This window comes from Comamonas aquatilis, assembly GCF_965139575.1.
Lineage (GTDB): Bacteria > Pseudomonadota > Gammaproteobacteria > Burkholderiales > Burkholderiaceae_C > Comamonas > Comamonas aquatilis.
Genome location: NZ_CBCSIW010000021.1, coordinates 24221 through 45494, shown reverse-complemented (window position 1 = coordinate 45494; position 21274 = coordinate 24221). Strand labels below are relative to the sequence as shown.

The following is a 21274-nucleotide window of genomic DNA, read 5'->3' as shown; positions in this document are numbered from 1 at the left end:
GTGGCAACCACCCATGGCCCGCTCGGTAAAACGGCTTGCCCCGGGCCTGCGCTAACATCCAGGCTTCTTTGATGCGGGGACGACCCCGCCGATTGCAGTGCAAGCTGCAACCCCTCTTGCCGCCGGGACGACCTGGCCATCCATCTCTTCAGGAGTTAGTTATGGCTTGGGTTTATCTGTTGATCGCTGGCGTGCTGGAAGTGATTTGGGCCTTCACCATGAAGCAGTCCAATGGCTTTACCAATCTCAAATACAGCGTCATCACCATCGTGGCCATGATTGCCAGCTTTGGCCTGCTGTCGATTGCCATGCGCAGCCTGCCGCTGGGCACGGCCTATACCATCTGGACGGGCATCGGTGCCGTGGGTGCCTTTGCGGTGGGCATCACCGTGCTGGGCGAGCAGATCAGTGCTATGCGCATTGCGGCGGCGGTGCTGATCGTCAGCGGACTGGTGCTGATGAAATTGTCTGCCGGCGAATAAGTTGGTATTGCGCCGCGGCCGCACTACGGCGCGACAATAGCGGCATGACTTCCCACGCCACACCGAATAGCGGCCGCAAGGCGGCCTCCGCCGAGCAGCGTCTGCGCACGCTGGACAAGACCCGCATTGACGACACGCGCATCAAGATCGTGCGCCCGCTGCTCACGCCAGCGCTGCTGGAGGAGTGGCTGCCCATCACCGATGAGGCTTATCAGCTGGTGGAGTCCAGCCGCACCGCCATCTCGCGCGTGCTGCACGGACAGGACGATCGTCTGATCGTGGTGGTAGGGCCTTGCTCGATTCACGATCACGATCAGGCCATGGACTATGCGCGTCAGCTCAAGGTACAGGCCGATGCGCTCAAGGACGACTTGCTGATCGTGATGCGCGTCTACTTCGAAAAGCCGCGCACCACCGTGGGCTGGAAGGGCTATATCAACGATCCCTATCGTGACGGCAGCTTTGCCGTCAACGAAGGGCTGGAGCTGGCGCGTCGCCTGTTGTTGGATGTGCTGGAGCTGGGCCTGCCGGCGGGCACGGAGTTTCTGGATCTGCTCTCGCCCCAGTTCATCAGCGATCTGGTCAGCTGGGGAGCGATTGGTGCGCGCACCACCGAGAGCCAGAGCCATCGCCAACTGGCCAGCGGCCTGTCCTGCCCCGTGGGCTTCAAGAACGGCACCGATGGCGGCGTGAAAGTGGCCAGCGATGCCATGCTGGCCGCCGAGTCCAGCCATGCTTTCATGGGCATGACCAAGATGGGGCAGAGCGCCATTTTCGAAACCCGCGGCAATCAGGATTGCCACATCATTTTGCGCGGCGGCAAGGCGCCCAATTACGACGCAGCCCATGTGCAATCGACCTGCGAGATGCTGGCCAAGGCCGGTTTGCACGAGCAGGTGATGATCGATTTCTCGCACGCCAACAGCAGCAAGCAGCACCGCCGCCAAATCGATGTGGCAGCCGATGTGGCGGGCCAGATTGCGGCAGGCGATGCGCGCATCACCGGCGTGATGATCGAAAGCCATCTGCACGAAGGCCGCCAGGACATCGTGGAAGGCCAGGAGCTGCAATACGGCATCTCGCTGACGGATGCCTGCATCAGCATGGAGCAGACAGTGCCCGTGCTGCAGCAGCTGGCCGCTGCCGTGCGTGCGCGGCGGGCACACGTCAGCTGAATCAGTAGCGCGTACCGCTGATGAATCAAAGGCCTTGGCACTCATTCATGCCAAGGCCTTTTTTGAACGTGCGCCAGCAGCTATTCAAACAGGAGCGCTGCTTCAGTGCTTGATCTGAGTCGTGACCTTGGCGGCGGCTTTTTCCTCACGCTTTCTGCGGTTGAAGAACTGCTTCATATAGCGCACATCGCTGTCCGACAAATGCTTTTGCGCCTGGACGAACTGCTCTTGCTCCTCTTCGCGGATATGGTGCAGATACTCCTCGCGCAGGCCGGCAAAGCGGCGTAGCCAGCCTGGGCTGGCCATGTCGCGTGCCGCCAGATCTGCCAGCATGTCGTCGATTTGCTTGTGTTCGGCGACCGCATGGCGTGCGTCGTCAGTGGTCTTGGGATTGCGCATCACCGTGGACCACAGCGCCTGCTCCTCGGCGGCGGCATGGGCTTTGAGTTCCTTGACCAATTCCTTGAACAGTTTCTTTCGTTCGCCGGATTCACCGCGGGTGGCGGCAATCATGGCCAGTAGGGCGCGGTGGCGGTCATGGTCTTGCACCAGTCGGCCAAAGATGTCGGGGTCGCCGCGAAAGCGGGTTTGCGGCGTACTGCCGATTTGCGCCGGCACCTCGGGGGCCAGGGCCTTGGCTTTGGCAATGGAGCTGCGCTTGGCCTGTGTTGCGGGGATGATTTTGCCGGCAGACCGGCTGTGCAAGGTTTGCGTTGTGGGCATGGCGTGGTGTGCAAGTAGTTGTCGTGCAACTGTTTTAGACCGCTACGCCAGGCCTCGATGTAGGTCATGGGCCCCCATGCCCGCCGATTTGTCTACAGTTGTAGCGCAAGGCGCAGCATGTCCTTGTGCTGAACGCCGTGCTCCCAAAGCTGGGTGGTGTAGTGCTTGAGGAAGAAATCATGTGCCACGCCCGTCACGCGAAAGCCTGCGCGCTGGTAGAAGATCAGCTGGTCGCCAAACGTGCCGGTGCCGACCTCCAGCCGGGTTGCACCTTGCTCGCGCACCCAGGCAATGCAGCGCTGCAGCAGGGCGGAGCCCACGCCATGACCTTGCCAGGCCGTGGAGACGGCGATATTCATCAGCTCCCAGCTCTGCGGTGCCTGGGCCGGCACCAGCACGGCAACGCCCACCAGCATGCCCAGGCCGCTGGGCGTGAAATGCGCGGTCTGGCGGGCCGCAAAGCAGGTGGAGCCGCGCAGATAGCGTTTGACCTTTTCGCGCGAAGGATCGGCCAGAAGCAGCAGCGACCAGGGCGCTTCGTCCGGGTTCATAGGCATGACGCGCCAGGATGCCGGAGCGTTGGGGCCTGAGACGGCTGAACTCATAGGCCATCCCTCCTGTCGGTGGCGTGAGCAGCGTTAGTCTGGCGGTCCTTGTCGGACGGCCGCCGCAAACAGGCGCCGCAGCCGGGCTGGATGGCAGTATTTACGGGGCGGCCCCATCGCCTGGCCACCTGCTGCAAACCATGATCTCGCACCATTTCCACTTCCCGGGCGCATGCACAAAGAACGTGCGCGCTGCAATTTGTATTGTCAACAGCCTCTAGCGTAGCAGCCGGCGCAATGTCGCGGGGCAAGGTGGCTTTTTCGCCGGCCAAAGCGCCTGATTTTGCTGCAAAAACACGCTATACCGTCATGAATCCGCACCTTATTTTGCGTAACTCCCGGCTTTTTACTGCCGACAGGCGTCATGGTGGAGATTGGCGCCAAACAGGCACTTGGCAAAATCAGACCTGTGGTTTATACTTAGCACAAAGGGTTAACACTTAGTCGTTTTCCCCAATCTGACGGTGTTTGAGATGCCCGCCGTCCTTTGCTTGCAGTGCATCTCATGATTCAACAAAGAAAGTTCATCATGCGCCAAGCTCTCGAATCCCTGATCCAGTTCATCCAGGAAGCCCGCGAATTCCACCTGGAAGTCGCAAACCAGTAAGTCGCTTTCAGCGCAACAGAAACGGCCGCTTTTTCAAAGCGGCTTTTTTGTGCCTGCCGTCTGCTGGTTTCGGTTGCTCAGCGCGCCGCCAGCAGCCCTTGGGATTCGATGAATGCCACCACTTCGTCCAGGCCGTCCAGCGTCTTGAGATTGGTCATCACAAAGGGCTTGAGCCCCTTGGCCGTGGTGCGCATGCGCACGGTGTCGCTGCGCATGATGTCCAGATTGGCGCCCACATAGGGAGCGAGATCGGTTTTGTTGATGACGAACAGGTCGCTCTTGGTGATGCCGGGGCCGCCTTTGCGCGGAATCTTCTCGCCGGCCGCCACATCGATCACGTAAATCGTCAGGTCCGACAGCTCCGGGCTGAAGGTCGCGGCTAGGTTGTCGCCGCCTGATTCGATGAACACGATGTCGGCGTTGGGGAACTGCCCCAGCATGCGGTCGATCGCTTCCAGGTTGATGGAAGCATCTTCGCGGATGGCCGTGTGCGGGCAGCCACCGGTCTCCACTCCCATGATGCGTTCGGCAGGCAGGGCGCCGCTGACGGTGAGCAGACGCTGGTCTTCCTTGGTGTAGATGTCGTTGGTGATGGCGATCAGGTCCCATTTGTCGCGCATGGCCTTGCACAGCATTTCAAGAATGGTGGTCTTGCCCGAGCCCACGGGACCGCCTATGCCCACGCGCAGCGGTGGCAGCTGTTTGCTGCGGTTCGGGATATGGTGCAGTGCGGAAGTGCTCATGATCTAAACAGGCGTGAATACTGGTGTTCATGCTGGGCCGAAAGTATGGCCAGCATGGGCGAGAAAGCCTGGCGCGTGCTGTCGGTCAGAGACTGCGCATGTGCCACGGCGGCGGGAATTTCCTGGGCCAGTTGCGCCAGAATGCGCTGGCCTGCGTTCTGGCCCAGCGGCACGGCCTTGATGGCGGCCTGCACCATGTTTTCGGCCCAGCCAAAAGCATAGGCCAGCAGCGCTTCTTGTACGGGCGCCTGGGCATAGGTGGCCGCCAGTGCAAAAGCGATGGGATAGCTCGGCGTTCGCTGCGAGAGCGCAGCCAGCTGGTCGATCTGCGCACTGCGTTCGGCATCAGCTGCATGCTGGTTGCGCAGCCAGTCGCTCAGTGATTTGCCCATTTGCTCGGTCTGCAAGCGCAGCTCGCTGGTCTCGCGGGTGCTGAGCACCCAGTCGTTGAGCTGCTGCACCCGCGCCAGGTCCCGGTTTTGCCAGGCCGGTAGCGCCTGGGCAATGGCCGCCATGTCGCTGCGCGACTGCGCCAGATGCAGCTGCTGCAGCAGCCAGGTGGATGCTTCTTTTTCGGTAGTGACCAGCGCAGCATTGATGGCCGCTTCAAGCACTTCGGAGTAAGAAAATCCGCCAATCGGCAGCGCGGGCGAAGCCAGCCACATCAGCTGCAGAAAGCTGTGCGGCGTCAGCCCGGCTGCAGCGTCAGTGTGCATGACCGCAGTCGTGGCCGTGGGCATGGCTGTGGTGATGGTGGCTGTGGCCGTCATTGGTCACATGGCCGCCATAGGCGCCGCCTTCGGGCTCGAACGGCAGATCGGTTTCGATCACCGTCATATGCATGCTGCGCAACATGTCGGCCAGCACATGATCGGGTTCAATCTTCAGGTGATCGGGCTGTAGCTCGATGGGCACATGGCGGTTGCCCAGATGGTAGGCGGCGCGCATCAGATCGAAGGGCGAGCCATGCTCTTTGCAAGCCGTGATCTGCAGCACTTTTTGCGGCGCGGCGATCACGCGGATCAGCGAGCCGTCTTCGGCCACCAGCACGTCGCCGCCGCGCACAGCCTGGCCGCGCGGCAAAAAAACTGCCAGCGCGCGGCCCAGGCTGTCGTTGGCGGCGAAGCGGCTTTTCTGGCGCACATCCCAGTCCAGCTCTATGGTGGCCGCGCGCTTGAGCAGCACGGCAGACAGTCCCTGGCCTTGAGGCAATAGTTTGTTGGCAGTCAGCATGGTGAGTGAGAGATCAAAATAAGAGAGATGGCGTCCAGACTGGCGCGCATGTTGCATGTGTTGCTCATATACCTAAGCTGGATGATGCTAGCCCTATGACAACTTCTCTGGAAGCTTTTGCAGAAATGGATTCCCCGATTTCTTCGACCGACGCTGCGAGCGACTGGCAGGCCTGTGGCGCCACCTGCGTGGCGGTCTACGGGACCTTGCGTGCCGGTGGTGTCAATGACATTGCCAAACTCCGCCCCGGCATCGCCTGCCTGGGAAGAACCCGCTTGAGCGGGACTTTGCACGACCTGGGCTGGTACCCGGGCCTGAGGCTTGAAGGCACGCAGACCGTGCTGGCCGAGGTCTACCCCATGGACGAGCCACTGGAGCAGGCGATGGACCGCATCGAAGGGCTGTGGCCCGAGGATCTGGGCGAATACCGCAAGCGCATTCTGACCCTGCCGGTGATGCTGACCCATGGCGGTCAGCAGACCATGACGCTGCTGGTCTATGAAGCCCTGCCGGCCACCGTGCACGGCGCGCCCGTGATTGCCGCCAGTGACTGGATTGAGTGGTTCAAAAGCCAGGGCATCCAGCATCCGGGCACCGCGTTTGAGCTCAACTCGGCGCCGGGCAAAATCTAGCGCGGCGTTATCAGATGGCACGGCTCATGAAGCAACTGTTGGGGTCTGGCTGATAGCTGCCAAAGGGCTCGCAGGGCAGAAAGCCGTTGCGGGCGTAAAGACGCCGGGCCGGGGCAAAAAAGTCTTCCGTGCCCGTCTCCAGGCTGATGCGCTGGCCGCCGCCCTGCTGGGCCTGCGCCAGCACAAAATCCAGCAACTGCTGTGCTGTCCCCGTGCCTCTATGTGCCGCATCCACGCGCATGCTCTTGAGTTCAAGATGGTCGCTATCGAGCTGCTTGAGCGCGCAGCTGCCGACCAGCTTGTCGCCGGCCCAGGCCGTCCAGAAGCGGATATCGGGCTGGCGCAATTGCTCCACATCCAGTGCGTGCACGCTCTCGGGCGGCGAGATGCGGTACATATCGTCCAGATGCGCCTGCAGCAAGGCGAGCACGCGCGGGTCGCTGGCAGGGTCGAGTGCAAATCGCAAGAGAGTCATGCTGTGCTTCAGAACAGAAAGTAGCGCTGGGCCATGGGCAGGTTGTGGGCCGGCTCGCAGGTCAGCAAATCGCCGTTGGCGCGCACGGCGTAGGTCTGGGCATCCACCTCCATATGCGGTGCCAGATCATTGTGAATCATGTGCTGTTTTTGCACGCCGCGTATGCCTTTGACGGCAGACAGCGGCTTTTGCAGTCCAAAACGCTGGCCTATGCCCCCAGCCAAGCCGGCCTGCGAGACAAAGGTCAGCGAGGTCCTGGCCAGGGCCCCGCCATAGGCGCCAAACATGGGACGGTAATGCACGGGCTGGGGCGTGGGAATGGAGGCATTCGGGTCGCCCATGGCCGCCATGGCGATAAAGCCGCCTTTTAGGATACAGCTGGGCTTGACGCCGAAAAACGCGGGTTTCCAGATCACGATATCCGCCCATTTGCCCACTTCCAGACTGCCAACCTCGTGGCTGATGCCGTGGGCAATCGCGGGGTTGATGGTGTATTTGGCGATATAGCGCTTGATGCGGAAGTTGTCGTGGCGCGAAGAATCACCAGGCGACCCGCCGGGCCGCGTGTCGCCGCTCAGCGGGCCGCGCTGCTGCTTCATCTTGTGCGCCGTCTGCCAGGTGCGCAAAATCACTTCGCCCACGCGGCCCATGGCCTGGCTGTCGGAGCTGAACATGCTGATGGCACCGATGTCGTGCAGTATGTCTTCGGCCGCAATCGTTTCCTTGCGGATGCGGCTTTCGGCAAAAGCCAGATCTTCGGCAATGCCGGCATTCAGGTGGTGGCAGACCATGAGCATGTCCACATGCTCGTCCAGCGTGTTGATGGTGTAGGGTCGGGTGGGGTTGGTGGACGAGGGCAGGACATTGGCTTCGCCCACCACTTTCAAGATGTCGGGCGCATGGCCGCCGCCCGCGCCTTCGGTGTGGAAGGTGTGGATGGTGCGACCCTTGAAGGCGGCCACCGTGTCTTCCACAAAACCGCTTTCGTTGAGCGTGTCGGTGTGAATCGCCACCTGGGTATCGGTCTCTTCGGCCACCGTCAGGCAGTTGTCTATGGCTGCCGGCGTGCTGCCCCAGTCCTCGTGCAGTTTCAAGCCGATGGCACCGGCGCTGATCTGCTCATGCAGGCCTTGCGGCAGGCTGGCATTGCCCTTGCCCAGAAAGCCCAGGTTCATGGGAAAGGCGTCGGCCGCCTGCAGCATGCGCTCCATATTCCAGGGGCCGGGCGTGCAGGTGGTGGCAAACGTGCCGGTGGCCGGGCCCGTGCCGCCGCCAATCATGGTGGTCACGCCACTGGTCAGCGCCTCTTCGATCTGCTGCGGGGCGATGAAGTGGATATGGGTGTCTATGCCGCCGGCCGTGACCAGCTTGCCTTCGCAGCTGATGATCTCGGTGCCCGGGCCGATGATGATGTCCACGCCGGGCTGGGTGTCGGGATTGCCGGCTTTGCCTATGGCGGCAATGCGCCCGTCCTTGAGGCCGATGTCGGCCTTGACTATGCCCCAGTGGTCGATGATCAGCGCATTGGTCAGCACCGTGTCCATGGCGCCTTGTTCGCGGCTGCGCTGGCTTTGCGCCATGCCGTCGCGTATGGTCTTGCCGCCGCCAAACTTCACCTCTTCGCCATAGCCGCCGGCGGCCAGCGTGAAATCTTTTTCGACCTCGATGATCAGGTCGGTGTCGGCCAGGCGCACGCGGTCGCCCACGGTGGGGCCGAAGGTTTCGGCATAGGCGCGTCTATCCATGGTGGCCATTACAAATCTCCCATCACCAGGCCGCGAAAGCCGTAGATTTTTCTGTCGCCGGCGATGTCCACCAGCTCGACCGTGCGTTGCTGCCCGGGCTCAAAGCGCACGGCCATGCCGCTGGCAATATTCAGGCGCATGCCGTGGGCTTGCGCGCGATCGAATTGCAGGCCGGCATTGGTCTCGGCAAAGTGATAGTGCGAGCCGACCTGAATCGGCCGGTCGCTGGTGTTTTGCACCACCAGGGTGAGCGTGCGGCGGCCGGGGTTGAGTTCGTGCTCGCCCGCGTCCAGCAAATATTCTCCGGGGATCATGGCTGCTCCTTTGCGTCAGGCCAGGCGCGTCAGCATGAAGACACCCAGGACTGCCGTGGCTACGCCGCCCAGGCTGGCCAACCACCGGTGGCGCTGCAGCAGGGTCTGGCCCAGCACCATGCCGCAGACATGCAGCAGCGCCGATCCAAGCGCCATGCCTGCCAGCGCCCCCACGGCCACCATGCCGGTATCTGCCGCCAGCTCATAGCCGTGGGCCGCACCATGGAAGAAGGCAAACACGCCTGCCATCCCTGCGGCCGCACCCCAGGCCATTTTTTGCTGCACTGCAAGCAGCAGGCCCAGCACCAGTACCGAGGCCGCAATCATGGGCTCGACACCGGGCACCCAGAGACCGGCAAAGCCGGCCAGCGCACCCGCTACCAGCAGGGCTATAAAGGCCGCCGGAGCCCGCCAGGCCGGGCGGACCGTCAGCGCGCTCCAGGCACCCACGGCCAGCATGGCCGCCAGATGGTCGGCGCCGGTAAACGGGTGGGCGATGGCGTGGCTGAAGCTGTCGAGCAAAGAATGATGGCCGCCGCCGTCTGCGCCCACATGGGCCATGGCAGACAGGGGCACAGAGGCCGCCGCGGCGGCCGTCAGCAAGACGGTGAATTTATTGAATTTCATAGCGGTATGCGCAGATAGTCAAAGGGCTAGAGGCCGAAAACACTCAAAATTCGTTCCATGCCAGCTCAGGCAATCGGTTCATGCACCGTCACCAGCTTGGTGCCGTCGGGAAAGGTCGCCTCGATCTGGATGTCGGGAATCATCTCGGCAATGCCGTCCATCACATCGCCGCGCGTGAGGACGGTGCGGCCCTCGCTCATCAGCTGGGCCACGGTCTTGCCGTCGCGAGCTCCCTCCATCACATAGGCGCTGATCAGTGCCACGGCCTCGGGGTAGTTGAGCTTGAGGCCGCGCGCCATGCGGCGCTCGGCCAGCAGGGCAGCGGTGAAGATCAGCAGCTTGTCTTTTTCGCGAGGCGTCAATTCCATATCGTTGCAGCAGGGCTAGTCAGCTCGCGCGGTCGACGGCGTCGACAGAACGCGCGGTGTGAGTTCCATATGGGCTCCATGAAGCAAGTGCTATGCCAAAGCGGTGCGTTGGCGCAGGTGCTTCGGGGTCAAAAGGCTCGGTGCTTGCACTGAATTGGGGCGATCTGAAAGCGTTTGTGCACCAATACATTTCAGCGTGCGCGGTCTCGGTGCGTTTTGCTGCGGGGCACGATCTGAATCGGTGCATTGCATGGCACAAAGCTTGCGTTTGCCGTGGCATGAGTACCCAACGGATTCCAAAGAGCAATGCGCAGCGCAAGGCTGCTTCACCCCGGTATGCAGCGCTGGCCATAGCCTGTTTTGCGCTGATGCATGGCCATCTGTGGGCACAGCAGGCCGAGGTCCGTCTGGCCGAGGTGCAGGTCAAGGGCCAGATGCTGGATGCCGTGCAGCCTGCCTTTTCGGTGACCGAGTTGGGGCGCGACGAATTGCGCGAGCAGCCGAGGCCCGAAGTCGAGACGCTGTGGAGCAAGGTGCCCGGCGTGCACGTGAACCACTATCACCTGAGCGGCGTGGCCAACGGGCTGGTGCTGCGCGGCTTTGGCGGTGGCGGCCATGGCGGCGATGTGGCCGCCACGCTGGATGGAATTCCTCTTAACGAAGCCACTTCACATGCCGATGGCTACTTCGATCTGAACGTGGTGGTGCCGCTGGAGCTGGACAAGGTCAATGTCTATCGCGGCCCGGTTTCGGTGCTGCAGGGCAATTACAACCGCGCCGGGCTGGTGGAGCTGCGCACGCGCCGCAGCGGCAGCTATGCCGATATGGATGTCAGCGCTGGTTCGCACGGCCTGCTGGACGCGCAAGCCGCGCTGGGGCGGGAGCTGGAGGGCGGCGATCAGTTCAATTTGGCGGCCCAGCATTCGCGCGGCGATGGAGACAGGCCCAGCTCGGGCTTTGAGCGCAGCACTCTTAGCGGCCACTGGAAGCACCAGGTGCATGAAAAGCTGGATATTTCGCTGTCCGGGCGCTGGCATGAGGCGCGCGGCGATTCACCCAGCTATCTGACCGAGGCGCAGTGGCTGCAGGACCGGCAGGGCACGGATGCGCATGTGGTCGGCGATGGCGCCAACAAGCACTTTGGTACGTTACGGCTGGATGCGCAGTACGCGCTGGATGCCGACACGCGGCTGCTGGGCTTTGTCTACGGCACGCAGCAGGATTTTGTGCGCTGGTTCACCCGTCCGCGCAGCGGAACCTGGATGCAGCGCGAGGAACGCTATGAGCGCAGCGTGCTGGGTGCCGGGCTGAATCTGAATGGCAAGAGCCAGCTGGCCGCGCGCGAGCTGAACTGGATGCTGGGGCTGGAGCAGGTGCGCGAGTCCACCGACTACGGTTACTGGGATGGTTTGGTGAACCGCCAGCGCACGGCTGCTGCGCTGGACGACCGCAATACGCGGCTGAACAACACGGCGCTGTACGGACAGGGCAGCTGGCAGGCGACCAACTGGTTGCAGACCACAGCCGCGTTGCGCTGGGATCACTTTGACGGCAGCTGCCGCCTGCTGGGGGCCGAAACCGGCGGCGATGAATGCAACCGCATGCAGGGCCGCAGCCACGCCAGCCCCAAGCTGGGCGCGCTGGCGCAGCTCAACCCGCAGACGGCGGTGCGCGCCAGCTGGTCGCAAGGCTTTGCCCTGGCCAGCGACTTTGCCAAATATGCGCTACGCAACAGCGAGCTGAGCGCCAATGTCTTTCGCCAGACCGAGCTGGGCGTGCAGTGGAAGCCGTCCGGCCAGTGGCTGATCGATGCTGCGGTGTACCGCATCACGTCGAGCAACGAGATTCGCAACACCGCGCCCGGTGAATATGAAAACCTGGGCGCCACGGTGCGCAAGGGCGCGGAGCTGCAGCTGCACTGGATGCCCGGCCGTGCCTGGCATGTGGAATGGGCCTATGGCTTCAACCATTCCGAAGTCACGCAGAGCGCCAATGCCGCTTTGCTGGGCCAGCGCGTGGTGAGCGTGCCTCAGTCCACCAGCACCCTGCATGCGCGCTGGATGCCCAGCGGTGACGTTACCGTGCATGGCGTGCTGCGCCATGTGGGCCGGGCGCCCATCAATGCTACGAATACCGAATGGGCCAGCAGCTATCACTGGCTGGATTTGGGCCTGCAATACCGGCTACCAGCCAGCATGGCCCGCAATGCCAGTCTGAACCTGTGGCTGCGCAATGCGGCCAACACCCAATACGCCAGTACCACCACCCTCATCGGCGGCCAGCGTCTGGTCGCTCCCGGTGCACCGCGCAGCGTGCAGTTGGGGCTGCAGTTTTCTTTGTGATTTCCGGAGCTTCCATGTCTGTTTTCAAGACACATCAAAACATCATTGCGCGCATTCTCTGCACCACGGCCGCCGCCTGGCTGCTCTGCGCCAATCCCGTATATGCCCATAACGTCTGGCTGGAGCCCGACGCCCAGGGCGGCTATGTCATGCAGTTTGGCGGCCATGAAGGCAAGACCGAAACCTTCGACCCCGCCAAGCTGCAGCGCGTGCATGCCTATGACCTGCGTGGGCGCGAGGTGCCCAGCGATGTCAAGAACGTGCGTGGTGGGATTCGCGTCAAACCCGATGCCAAGACCGCGCTGATTGCGGTGGAGCTGGACAACGGCTATTTCAGCAGTGCCAGGCCCGAGGGCGACATGCTGCCCTTGCCCATGGACAAGAACCCCGGCGCGGTGCGCGGCGTGCATGCGCGCAAGTTCCACAAGACCGTGGTGCAGTGGGGGGCGGTGCTGCAAAAGCCGCTGGCCCAGGATTTTGAAATCGTGCCTTTGCAAGGCCGGTCGCCACATGCGGGTCAGCCGTTTCAGGTGCAGGTGTTGCTGCATGGAAAGCCCAAGCCCGGCGTTCGTGTGAGCTGGGGCGAACATGGCTCGCCCACCTTTACCGATGTCCAGGGCAAAGCCCAGATGACGCCGACCCAGGGCGCCAACAGCTTGCAAGCCATATGGCGCGAGTCCATCCAGGGCGATGTCAGAACCACGCAACGCAGCTACGAATATTTGCTGCGCTTTACGGTGCATTGAGTGTTTGTGGTGCATGGCTCACCACAACGGTGCTGCATGTGGTGCAAAGGCCGTGTATCGATCAATCTTGGTGCATGTCGGCGCGAAAGACCGGCGTAATCACCATCGCGGCGGCCATCAAGCGCGCGTGGCACACCTCTTGCTAAGTGCATTGCATACGACAAGCCCTCTGCTTGCCGTAGCCCATCCGAATCACTGATGCACAAGGGGTTGATCACCATGTTCAAGCGTAGAACTGCCATGAAAACTTTGGCTGCTGCCGCAGCCGTCGCCGGTCTGGGTCTGACGGGCTTGAGCGCCCAGGCTGCCGACACCATCAAGGTCGGCGTACTGCACAGCCTCTCGGGCACCATGGCGATCTCGGAGACGGTGCTCAAGGACACGGTGTTGATGGCGATCGAGGACATCAACGCCAAGGGCGGCGTGCTGGGAAAGAAGCTGGAAGCCGTGGTGGTGGACCCCGCCTCGAACTGGCCGCTGTTTGCGGAAAAAGCCAAGCAGCTGATCACCCAGGACAAGGTGGCCGTGGTCTTCGGCTGCTGGACCAGCGTCTCGCGCAAGTCGGTGCTGCCGGTGTTCGAACAAAACAACGGCCTGCTGTTCTACCCCGTGCAATACGAGGGTGAGGAACTCTCCAAGAACGTGTTCTACACCGGCGCTGCGCCCAACCAGCAAGCCATTCCAGCCGTTGAATATCTGATGAGCAAAGAGGGGGGTGGCGCCAAGCGCTTTGTGCTGCTGGGCACCGACTATGTGTACCCGCGCACCACCAACAAGATTTTGCGTGCCTTCCTCAAGTCCAAGGGCGTGAAAGATTCCGACATCCTGGAAACCTATACGCCCTTTGGTCACAGCGACTACCAGACCATCGTGGCCGATGTGAAGAAGTTCTCCACCGGCGGCAAGACGGCGGTGATCTCCACCATCAACGGCGACTCCAACGTGCCGTTCTACAAAGAGCTGGGCAATGCCGGTCTCAAGGCCAAGGATGTACCCGTGGTGGCCTTCAGCGTGGGCGAGGAAGAGCTGCGCGGTGTGGATACCAAGCCCCTGGTCGGTCACCTGGCGGCATGGAACTATTTCATGAGTGTGAAGAACCCCACCAACACGGCTTTCATCAAGCAGTGGGGCGACTATGCCAAGGCCAAGAACATCGCCGGTCACAAGGACAAACCCCTGAGCAACGACCCGATGGAAGCCACCTGGGTGGGCATCCATATGTGGAAGCAGGCCGTGGAAAAAGCCAAGAGCACGGACACCGACAAAGTGATCGCCGCCATGGCCGGCCAGACCTTTGTTGCGCCCGACGGCTTTACCGTGAAGATGGATGAGAAAAACCACCATCTGCACAAGCCGGTGATGGTGGGCGAGATCAAGGCCGACGGCCAGTTCAGCGTGGTGTGGAAGACCAAGGGCCCGATCAAGGCCCAGCCCTGGAGTCCTTTCATCGCAGGCAATGACAAGAAGAAGGACGAGCCCGTGAAGTAAGACTCCCCCTGAGGCGCTGCGCGCCTTCCCCCTCTCTCGATGCGTTGCATCGGGATGGTGACAACAGCCTCACTGCGGGGCGGCCCTTGCTCGCTGTTGCTGACCTTGGGTATGCCTGATCCAAAAGCAATGAACTGAGCATTTATCGCTAGGTCTATACGATGAAATTCACGCACAAGCCATGGGTATGGGCGGCGGTTGCCAGCCTCGGCGCCTTGCTGAGCTTTTCCAGTCATGCGCTGACTGCAGAGCAGGCATACGCAATGGCTGCAGCCGATGATGCCGAGCAACGTGCGCAGGCCATCAATCAGGCCGTGATGGACCCTGCGGCGCAGGCCGATGGCGGGCGTCTGTCGGCCTATCTGGCAGCGCTCTCGGCTGACGAGGTGCGCGTGGCAGGCGGCAAGGTGTTTGTGCTGGCCGGTGATGCCGCCACCGACCCGGTGACGGGCGGCAAATTGTCCCTGCCTGCCGATGCAGAAGAGGTCGTCAACAACAATTACATGCGCGGCGTGATCGACACCGCGCAGGCGGCGCTGGCGCTGCAAAGCGGCGATGTGCAGCAGCGCCGCTCGGCCGCAGAAAAGCTGGCAGCAGAACCCGACGCGGATCGTCTGCCGCTGATTGAAAAAGCGCTGGCGGCGGAGAAGGACGAGCAGGTCAAAACCCTGCTGCAGCGGGCGAAGGCCGCCAGCTTGCTGGGCAGCGACGACGCCCAGCAACGCCTGCAGGCGGTGGAGCAGTTGTCGCACCAGCAGACACCCGAAACGCAGCTGTTGTTGAACCAGCGCCTGTCTGACGAGACCGATCCGGCGGTGCAAAAAGCCATCAAGGCCGCGTTGTCCGGCATTGCCGAAGGTCTGGCCTGGGGCGACCGGCTGGGCGCAATTTTCAGCGGTATCAGCCTGGGTTCCGTGCTGCTGTTGGCCGCGCTGGGCCTGGCCATCACCTACGGGCTGATGGGCGTCATCAACATGGCGCATGGCGAGCTGATCATGATCGGCGCCTATGCCACTTATCTGGTTCAGGTCGCGTTTCAGCGCTGGGTGCCTGAGGCGGCTTTTGGCTGGTATCTGGTGGTAGCGATTCCCGTGGCCTTTCTAGCCTCGGCGCTGGTCGGGGCGGTGCTGGAGCGTGGCGTGATCCGCTTTCTCTACGGCCGCCCGCTGGAGACGCTGCTGGCCACTTTCGGTATCAGTCTGGTGCTGCAGCAAACCGTGCGCAGCCTGTTTGGCGCGCAGAACGTGGGCGTGGAAAACCCCGCCTGGATGAGCGGCGGCATTGCGCTACTGCCCAATCTCACGCTGCCCTTCAACCGCATTGCCATCATCGTGTTTGCTTTTGCCGTGCTGGGCGCCGTGGCCTTCATGATTGCCAAGACGCGCCTGGGCCTGTTTGTGCGCGGCGTCACGCAAAACCGCGCCATGGCGTCCTGCGTGGGCGTGAACACCGCGCGCACCGACACTTATGCGTTCGCCTTGGGCTCGGGCATTGCGGGCCTGGCCGGTTGCGCCCTGAGCCAGATCGGCAATGTGGGGCCGGATCTGGGTCAGAACTACATCGTGGACAGCTTTCTGGTGGTGGTGCTGGGCGGTGTGGGACAGCTGGCCGGCACCGTCTATGCGGCGCTGGGCCTGGGCGTGCTCAGCAAGCTGCTCGAAGGCTGGACCGGCGCGGTGCTGGCCAAGATTGCCGTGCTGCTGTTCATCGTGGTGTTTATTCAGAAACGTCCTCAGGGCATTTTTGCTCTCAAGGGCCGTAGCGCGGAAGCCTGAGTCATGACTACCCATACCCCAATGCAACTCCCCGCGCCGGAACCTCTGCTCAGCCGCAAGGGCTGGACGGTATTTCTCGTCGCGCTGATCGTGATCTGCGCCGTGGCTCCGGTGCTCAATCTGTGGGTGCCAGAAGGCAGCGCTCTGCACCTCTCGGACTACATGGTGGGCCTGCTGGGCAAGTTCATGTGCTATGCGATTTGCGCGCTGGCCATCGATCTGATCTGGGGCTATACCGGCATTCTGAGTCTGGGCCACGGCCTGTTCTTTGCGCTGGGTGGCTATGTGATGGGCATGTATCTGATGCGCGAAGCTGCAGGCCCCGATGCGCTGCCGGCCTTCATGGGCTTTCTGGACTGGAAGACGTTGCCCTGGCATTGGGCACTGTCGGGCAGCTTTGCGGCCACCGTGCTGCTGGTGTTTCTGGTGCCGGGCCTGATTGGGGGGCTGTTTGGTTACTTCGCTTTTCGCTCGCGCATCAAGGGCGTGTATTTCTCCATCATCACCCAGGCGCTGACCTATGCGGCCATGCTGCTGTTCTTTCGCAACGAGACCGGCTTTGGCGGCAACAACGGCTTTACCGGCTTCAAAAGCCTGGTGGGCTTTTCGCTGACTTCGCAGCGCATTCAAGTGCTGTTGTTTGCGCTGTCGGGGCTGGCGCTGCTGGGCTGTTTTCTGTTCTCGCGCTGGCTGGTGCGCAGCAAATACGGCCGCGTGTTGCAAGCCGTGCGCGATGCCGAAACCCGCACCATGTTCTGCGGCTACAACCCGTTGCCCTACAAGCTGTCGATCTGGGTCATCTCGGCCATGATGTGCGGCCTGGCCGGCGCGCTCTACGTGCCGCAGGTGGGCATCATCAATCCCAGCGAAATGAGCGTGGGCAACTCCATCGAAATGGCGGTGTGGACGGCCGTGGGCGGCCGTGCTTCCCTGGTCGGCCCCATCATCGGCGCCTTCGCCGTCAACGGTGGCAAAAGCTGGCTTACCGTGGCGGCTCCAGAGTACTGGCTGTATGTGCTGGGCGCGCTGTTCATCGTGGTGACGCTGTTCATGCCCGGCGGGCTGATTCGCCTGCCGCAACAGCTCAGGCAGTGGCGCGAAAAGCGCAGGGCGCAGGCACAGGGGTCGGCTGAAATCCGGTCGCCATCTCAGACGCCAGCGCAGCCGCAGGCTGCAGCCACAGAAGCCTCTGTTCCATTGAATCAAGGAGCCCGCGCATGACGCCCGATCTGATGCAGGAAGGCGCAGAGCGCCTGGCCGATTACCAGGCCCGGCAGCAGGCCGTGTTCGCCACGGAATCCGGCGGCCGCAGCGCCAGCATGGCGCGGCCCCTGGTGGCTGGAGAAGTCGATGTGACCCACGGCCGCATCCTCTACCTCGAAGACGTGCATGTAAGCTTTGACGGCTTCAAGGCCATCAACGGCCTGAATCTCGATATTGCGCCCGGCGAGCTGCGCTGCATCATCGGCCCCAACGGTGCGGGCAAGACCACGATGATGGACATCATCACCGGCAAGACCCGGCCCGACAGCGGCACGGTGTACTTCGGCTCCACCATTGATCTGCTGCGCTACAGCGAGCCCGAGATTGCGGCCATGGGCATTGGGCGCAAGTTTCAGAAGCCCACGGTGTTCGAGCAGCTCAGCGTGTTCGAGAACCTGGAGCTGGCGCTCAAGACGCACAAGGGCATAGCGGCCTCCATGCTGTTCAAGCTCAGCGGTGCACAAAAGGATCGCATTGCCGAGGTGCTGCACACCATTCATCTGGCCGGCAACGTGACGCGTCAGGCGGGGCTGCTGAGCCACGGCCAGAAGCAGTGGCTGGAAATAGGCATGCTGCTGGTGCAGGAGCCCAAGCTGCTGCTGCTCGATGAACCCGTGGCCGGCATGACCGATGAGGAAACCGTGCGTACCGCCGAGCTGTTCCTGACGCTCAAGGGCAAACATTCGCTGATGGTGGTGGAGCACGACATGAGCTTTATCGACACCATCAGCGAGAAGGTCACGGTGCTCTGCGATGGCAGCGTTCTGGCTGAAGGCACGCTGGCGCAAGTGCAGGCCGACGAGCGCGTGATTGAAGTGTATTTAGGACGTTAACCCCCCTGAGGCGCTTCGCGCCTTCCCCCTTTCTCTTCGGAAGGGGGACGACACCCTCGCCTGGGCGGCGCCGCTGCGAGGCGGCTCTTGCTCGGTGTCTCTGGCCGGAGGAGCGTCAGCTTTAGGGATGGTGAATCAAAAGGGATAGCTGCTTGCGCATGACATGTAAGCGTTGGAGGTCAAAAATGCTTAAAGTTCAAAATCTGCACCAGTACTACGGCGGCTCGCACATTCTGCGCGACGTGAACCTTACCGCCGAGATCGGCAAGGTCACGGTGCTGCTGGGCCGCAATGGCGTGGGCAAGACCACGTTGCTCAAAAGTTTGATGGGGCTGGTGCCCATCAAAAGCGGCAGCATTCAGTGGCAGGGCGCCGATATCGCCCGAAAAACACCTTACGAACGGGCGCGCAGCGGTATCGGCTATGTGCCCCAGGGACGCGAGATTTTTTCGCGCCTGTCGGTGCAAGACAATCTGCGCATGGGCCTGTCCTACTGCTCGGCGCGCACCCAGGTTCCAAGCGAGCTGTATGAGCTGTTTCCCGTGCTCAAGCAGATGCTGAACCGCCGCGGTGGCGATCTCTCTGGCGGCCAGCAGCAACAGCTGGCGATTGCCCGCGCGCTGGCGCCGCAGCCGCAGATCCTGATTCTGGATGAGCCCACCGAAGGCATTCAGCCCAGCATCATCAAGGACATAGGCCGGGTGATACGCATGCTGGCCAATCGCGGCGATATGGCCATCCTGCTGTGCGAGCAGTATTACGACTTTGCCGAAGAGCTGGCCGACCACTATGTGGTGATGGAGCGCGGTGAAGTGATCGCCTCCGGCCCGGGCAGCGAGATGCAGCAAAAGAATGTGCGAAGCCTGGTGGCCATCTGACATGAGGCCGAGGCAAAAAAAGGTGCCGCAAGCGGCACCTACAAACCCCGGAGTGTTCCGCAGGAGACAAATTTGATATCAGTACGCGGCGCCATGTGCGGCCAGCACCGGGTCGCCCTGAACCGCCGTGGATTCGCGGCCGTCGGCCCCCACGGGAATCTTGCCGACCAGCGTGCTGCGATAGAGCTGGCGGTCAAACTCCAGGGCAAAAATATCCTGCGGAGCCACGTGTGCCGTTGCGCGGTTGTCCCAGAAGGCCAGCGAGCCCGGCTCCCATTTGAAGCGCACCGTGAACTCGCTGCTGACGGCGTGCTCCCACAGAAACTCCAGCAGCACGCGCGATTCGCGGGTGTTCAGGCCGCTGACGGTTTTGAGAAAACCGGGGCTGATGTAGAGCACTTTCTCGCCGGTTTCGGGGTGGACGGTGATCAGGGGATGTTCGCTGACCAGGGTGTTGTTGCGCACCAGCTCCAGATACTCGGCCGATGCCGTAGCGCCCTGTGGCGCGCTGAAACGGTGCTCGCCGCGCAGAGTCTGCAAAAAAGCCTGCAGCGGAGCAGACAGCGCGTTGTAGGCCGCAGCCAGATTGGTCCATTGGGTGTCGCCGCCATAGGGCGGGATGGTGACGCCGCGCAGTATGGAGGCCGCAGGCGGGTTATGGGCCGCAGTCACATCGGCATGCCAGCCCGTCCACGGGCGCTGCTCTGCCTGGCCGCTGTGGCGGTTGGCCTTGCGATGTTTGGCAATCGAGTACAACTCGGGGTGGCCGTCCACATGGCCAAACACCGGGTGGCCCAGCGTGAGTTCGCCGAACTGGCGCGAGAAGGCCAGATGCTGTTCGTGCGTCAGATGCTGATCGCGAAAGAACACGACTTTCCAGCGCAGAAGGGCCGAGCGCACGGTGTGCACTTCCGCCGCGCTGAGAGGGCGTTCCAGCACCACACCGCTGATCAAGGCGCCGATATGGGCCGATTGAGGCGCCACGCGGATGTGGGGGGTGAGCGTGTTGGCGGCCTGCAGCTGTTCATCGAGACGCTGCAGCGGGGCGTGGGGCAAGGGCATGTTCATGAGAGGCTTCCTTCGATGCTCGCGCTTCAGCGGGCTTTGGCAATGTGGACGGCCGCGGCTGGCAGCAAGCCCAGCTCGGCAAGCAATGCATGGTTGCGCTGAACCTGGGTATGCAAGGCGCTGGCCGTTTCCTGTGGGCCGAGGAAGATGGGTTCCCACTGGTTGAGTGCCACAAAGTCCTTCCATTCGCGCGTCTCGGAGACGCGGCGCAGCGCGCCGACCCAGTAGGTCTGCTGCTGTGCGGTGGCCGCGGGGGTGGTCATCACGCCCTGAAACGAATCGCTGACATAGTCGATGCCTTGCTCCTTCCAGGTGGGGGACTGGGCGAAAGCGCCTTCCAGTCGCTGGTTGGCGGCGATGGCCAGCACGCGCACCCGGCCTGCCTGCAGATAGGGCAGCAGATTGGGGGTGGTGGCAGACACCACATCCAAATGCCCGCCCACCAGAGCCGTCATGGATTCGGCCGAGGACTTGTAGGGAACAATGCGCAGCTTCTGGATATGGACCCCGCCTTGCCGCAGCGGTTGTGCCACTCCCAGGTGGATGTGATTGCCCAGCGTGGTGGCAATGCCTATGGAGTATTTCTCGGGGTCTTGACGCAGCTGGGCAATCAGATCCTGGGCATTGCGAATCGGCGAATCCGCGCGCACCACCACGGTGGTGAATTCTCTGAACAAGGTCACCAGCGGTGTCGCTTTTTGCAGATGGGCGGGCAGGGCGTTCTGCGCCAGACTGTTGCCGTAGCTGCTGCTGAGCGTCATCAACGTATGCGCATCGCCGGCATGGCGGTGCAGGCTCTCCAGTGCGGAGATGGAGTGCGCGCCGGACTTGTTGCTGACTACAAAGCTGGGCGACAGGCCTTCTCTGGCCAGCAGCTCGGTGAGCTTGCGCGCCGCCACATCCAGCGCCGCGCCGGCGCCGCTGGGAACAATGAATTCCGGCGACTTGCTGGGCTTCCAGACGGGCGCGGCTGCGGAGCTGTTTTGTGCCGATGCGATGCCGCCCAACAGAGCGCAGCAAGCCACACCCATGACGGCCAGCCAGCGCGGCCGCTTGGGGTGAAAAGCCTGGTGTGCAAACGCTTGGGCAGACATGAAACAGCTCCTGAAATCAAGGGCCATGCGCCGTGGTCGGCATGGCATGTGAGAGACT

At 62.4% G+C, this 21274-nt stretch carries 21 protein-coding genes and 1 pseudogene; 10 read left to right on the top strand and 12 right to left on the bottom strand.

The window, feature by feature from the left end:
- Positions 1–161 precede the first annotated feature (161 nt).
- Complete coding sequence (locus tag ACNAZA_RS18785) at positions 162–482, top strand: DMT family transporter (protein ID WP_415798047.1); 321 nt, start codon at positions 162–164, stop codon at positions 480–482.
- Between the two features lie 44 nt (positions 483–526).
- The gene (locus tag ACNAZA_RS18780) at positions 527–1657 is read left to right on the top strand and encodes a 3-deoxy-7-phosphoheptulonate synthase (protein ID WP_415798046.1); all 1131 of its coding nucleotides are present in this window, start codon (positions 527–529) and stop codon (positions 1655–1657) included.
- Positions 1658–1759: 102 nt separating this feature from the next.
- Here ACNAZA_RS18780 and ACNAZA_RS18775 read toward each other — a convergent pair whose 3' ends face one another.
- From ACNAZA_RS18775 to ureE, 5 genes and pseudogenes are all read right to left on the bottom strand, one after another.
- Positions 1760–2380: a hemerythrin domain-containing protein gene (locus ACNAZA_RS18775; protein WP_415798045.1), complete on the bottom strand. Its 621-nt coding sequence runs from the start codon at positions 2378–2380 to the stop codon at positions 1760–1762.
- 92 nt (positions 2381–2472) lie between these two features.
- Entirely contained in the window at positions 2473–2985 is a 513-nt protein-coding gene (locus tag ACNAZA_RS18770) for a GNAT family N-acetyltransferase (protein WP_415798044.1), read from the bottom strand.
- 684 nt (positions 2986–3669) lie between these two features.
- Entirely contained in the window at positions 3670–4335 is a 666-nt protein-coding gene (gene ureG, locus ACNAZA_RS18765; RefSeq protein WP_415798043.1) for an urease accessory protein UreG, read from the bottom strand.
- Positions 4332–5051: an urease accessory protein UreF gene (locus ACNAZA_RS18760; protein WP_415798071.1), complete on the bottom strand. Its 720-nt coding sequence runs from the start codon at positions 5049–5051 to the stop codon at positions 4332–4334. The genes ureG and ACNAZA_RS18760 overlap by 4 nt, the downstream gene beginning before the upstream one ends.
- Positions 5044–5568: pseudogene (gene ureE / locus ACNAZA_RS18755) on the bottom strand (urease accessory protein UreE); the annotation flags it as partial. The pseudogene ureE and the gene ACNAZA_RS18760, both read right to left, overlap by 8 nt.
- Positions 5569–5663: 95 nt before the next feature.
- Here ureE and ACNAZA_RS18750 point away from each other — a divergent pair.
- Positions 5664–6200 carry a gamma-glutamylcyclotransferase family protein gene (locus ACNAZA_RS18750; RefSeq protein WP_415798042.1) on the top strand — a complete coding sequence of 179 codons (537 nt, stop codon included), beginning with the start codon at positions 5664–5666 and terminating at the stop codon, positions 6198–6200.
- 10 nt (positions 6201–6210) lie between these two features.
- Here the strand turns inward: ACNAZA_RS18750 and ACNAZA_RS18745 are convergent, their stop codons facing one another.
- The 5 genes from ACNAZA_RS18745 to ACNAZA_RS18725 all read right to left on the bottom strand — a co-directional run bounded on the left by ACNAZA_RS18745 (position 6211) and on the right by ACNAZA_RS18725 (position 9729).
- Complete coding sequence (locus tag ACNAZA_RS18745; protein ID WP_415798041.1) at positions 6211–6675, bottom strand: GNAT family N-acetyltransferase; 465 nt, start codon at positions 6673–6675, stop codon at positions 6211–6213.
- Between the two features lie 8 nt (positions 6676–6683).
- On the bottom strand, positions 6684–8429 hold the full coding sequence (ureC, locus tag ACNAZA_RS18740) for an urease subunit alpha (protein ID WP_415798040.1): 1746 nt from the start codon (positions 8427–8429) through the stop codon (positions 6684–6686).
- Positions 8429–8734: an urease subunit beta gene (locus tag ACNAZA_RS18735; protein ID WP_415798039.1), complete on the bottom strand. Its 306-nt coding sequence runs from the start codon at positions 8732–8734 to the stop codon at positions 8429–8431. Before ACNAZA_RS18735 ends, ureC begins: the two co-directional genes overlap by 1 nt.
- A gap of 15 nt (positions 8735–8749) precedes the next feature.
- Positions 8750–9361 (bottom strand): HupE/UreJ family protein, encoded by a 612-nt coding sequence (locus ACNAZA_RS18730; protein ID WP_415798038.1) that lies wholly within the window; start codon positions 9359–9361, stop codon positions 8750–8752.
- Between the two features lie 65 nt (positions 9362–9426).
- Positions 9427–9729: an urease subunit gamma gene (locus ACNAZA_RS18725; protein WP_120971817.1), complete on the bottom strand. Its 303-nt coding sequence runs from the start codon at positions 9727–9729 to the stop codon at positions 9427–9429.
- Positions 9730–10007: 278 nt separating this feature from the next.
- Here ACNAZA_RS18725 and ACNAZA_RS18720 point away from each other — a divergent pair, with 278 nt between their 5' ends.
- From ACNAZA_RS18720 to urtE, 7 genes are all read left to right on the top strand, one after another.
- Positions 10008–12071 carry a TonB-dependent receptor gene (locus tag ACNAZA_RS18720; protein WP_415798037.1) on the top strand — a complete coding sequence of 688 codons (2064 nt, stop codon included), beginning with the start codon at positions 10008–10010 and terminating at the stop codon, positions 12069–12071.
- A gap of 14 nt (positions 12072–12085) precedes the next feature.
- Positions 12086–12817, top strand: a complete 732-nt coding sequence (locus tag ACNAZA_RS18715) for a DUF4198 domain-containing protein (RefSeq protein WP_415798036.1) — start codon at positions 12086–12088, stop codon at positions 12815–12817.
- Between the two features lie 240 nt (positions 12818–13057).
- Entirely contained in the window at positions 13058–14305 is a 1248-nt protein-coding gene (urtA, locus tag ACNAZA_RS18710) for an urea ABC transporter substrate-binding protein (protein ID WP_415798034.1), read from the top strand.
- 161 nt (positions 14306–14466) lie between these two features.
- Positions 14467–16080: an urea ABC transporter permease subunit UrtB gene (urtB, locus tag ACNAZA_RS18705; RefSeq protein WP_415798033.1), complete on the top strand. Its 1614-nt coding sequence runs from the start codon at positions 14467–14469 to the stop codon at positions 16078–16080.
- 3 nt (positions 16081–16083) lie between these two features.
- Positions 16084–17301, top strand: a complete 1218-nt coding sequence (gene urtC / locus ACNAZA_RS18700; RefSeq protein WP_415798032.1) for an urea ABC transporter permease subunit UrtC — start codon at positions 16084–16086, stop codon at positions 17299–17301.
- Positions 17298–18176 carry an urea ABC transporter ATP-binding protein UrtD gene (gene urtD / locus ACNAZA_RS18695; protein WP_415798031.1) on the top strand — a complete coding sequence of 293 codons (879 nt, stop codon included), beginning with the start codon at positions 17298–17300 and terminating at the stop codon, positions 18174–18176. Before urtC ends, urtD begins: the two co-directional genes overlap by 4 nt.
- 185 nt (positions 18177–18361) lie before the next feature.
- On the top strand, positions 18362–19054 hold the full coding sequence (gene urtE, locus ACNAZA_RS18690) for an urea ABC transporter ATP-binding subunit UrtE (RefSeq protein ID WP_415798030.1): 693 nt from the start codon (positions 18362–18364) through the stop codon (positions 19052–19054).
- 78 nt (positions 19055–19132) lie between these two features.
- Here urtE and ACNAZA_RS18685 read toward each other — a convergent pair whose 3' ends face one another.
- Both ACNAZA_RS18685 and ACNAZA_RS18680 read right to left on the bottom strand, forming a co-directional pair.
- The gene (locus tag ACNAZA_RS18685) at positions 19133–20122 is read right to left on the bottom strand and encodes a TauD/TfdA dioxygenase family protein (RefSeq protein WP_415798029.1); all 990 of its coding nucleotides are present in this window, start codon (positions 20120–20122) and stop codon (positions 19133–19135) included.
- 26 nt (positions 20123–20148) lie between these two features.
- On the bottom strand, positions 20149–21216 hold the full coding sequence (locus ACNAZA_RS18680; protein WP_415798028.1) for a tripartite tricarboxylate transporter substrate binding protein: 1068 nt from the start codon (positions 21214–21216) through the stop codon (positions 20149–20151).
- Positions 21217–21274 lie beyond the last annotated feature (58 nt).

Coding starts and splice junctions, on each gene's coding strand:
- ACNAZA_RS18785 (WP_415798047.1), top strand. CDS start 162: ATGGCTTGGGTTTATCTGTTGATCGCTGGCGTGCTGGAAGTGATTTGG.
- ACNAZA_RS18780 (WP_415798046.1), top strand. CDS start 527: ATGACTTCCCACGCCACACCGAATAGCGGCCGCAAGGCGGCCTCCGCC.
- ACNAZA_RS18775 (WP_415798045.1), bottom strand. CDS start 2,380: ATGCCCACAACGCAAACCTTGCACAGCCGGTCTGCCGGCAAAATCATC.
- ACNAZA_RS18770 (WP_415798044.1), bottom strand. CDS start 2,985: ATGAGTTCAGCCGTCTCAGGCCCCAACGCTCCGGCATCCTGGCGCGTC.
- ureG (WP_415798043.1), bottom strand. CDS start 4,335: ATGAGCACTTCCGCACTGCACCATATCCCGAACCGCAGCAAACAGCTG.
- ACNAZA_RS18760 (WP_415798071.1), bottom strand. CDS start 5,051: ATGCACACTGACGCTGCAGCCGGGCTGACGCCGCACAGCTTTCTGCAG.
- ACNAZA_RS18750 (WP_415798042.1), top strand. CDS start 5,664: ATGACAACTTCTCTGGAAGCTTTTGCAGAAATGGATTCCCCGATTTCT.
- ACNAZA_RS18745 (WP_415798041.1), bottom strand. CDS start 6,675: ATGACTCTCTTGCGATTTGCACTCGACCCTGCCAGCGACCCGCGCGTG.
- ureC (WP_415798040.1), bottom strand. CDS start 8,429: ATGGCCACCATGGATAGACGCGCCTATGCCGAAACCTTCGGCCCCACC.
- ACNAZA_RS18735 (WP_415798039.1), bottom strand. CDS start 8,734: ATGATCCCCGGAGAATATTTGCTGGACGCGGGCGAGCACGAACTCAAC.
- ACNAZA_RS18730 (WP_415798038.1), bottom strand. CDS start 9,361: ATGAAATTCAATAAATTCACCGTCTTGCTGACGGCCGCCGCGGCGGCC.
- ACNAZA_RS18725 (WP_120971817.1), bottom strand. CDS start 9,729: ATGGAATTGACGCCTCGCGAAAAAGACAAGCTGCTGATCTTCACCGCT.
- ACNAZA_RS18720 (WP_415798037.1), top strand. CDS start 10,008: ATGAGTACCCAACGGATTCCAAAGAGCAATGCGCAGCGCAAGGCTGCT.
- ACNAZA_RS18715 (WP_415798036.1), top strand. CDS start 12,086: ATGTCTGTTTTCAAGACACATCAAAACATCATTGCGCGCATTCTCTGC.
- urtA (WP_415798034.1), top strand. CDS start 13,058: ATGAAAACTTTGGCTGCTGCCGCAGCCGTCGCCGGTCTGGGTCTGACG.
- urtB (WP_415798033.1), top strand. CDS start 14,467: ATGAAATTCACGCACAAGCCATGGGTATGGGCGGCGGTTGCCAGCCTC.
- urtC (WP_415798032.1), top strand. CDS start 16,084: ATGACTACCCATACCCCAATGCAACTCCCCGCGCCGGAACCTCTGCTC.
- urtD (WP_415798031.1), top strand. CDS start 17,298: ATGACGCCCGATCTGATGCAGGAAGGCGCAGAGCGCCTGGCCGATTAC.
- urtE (WP_415798030.1), top strand. CDS start 18,362: ATGCTTAAAGTTCAAAATCTGCACCAGTACTACGGCGGCTCGCACATT.
- ACNAZA_RS18685 (WP_415798029.1), bottom strand. CDS start 20,122: ATGAACATGCCCTTGCCCCACGCCCCGCTGCAGCGTCTCGATGAACAG.
- ACNAZA_RS18680 (WP_415798028.1), bottom strand. CDS start 21,216: ATGTCTGCCCAAGCGTTTGCACACCAGGCTTTTCACCCCAAGCGGCCG.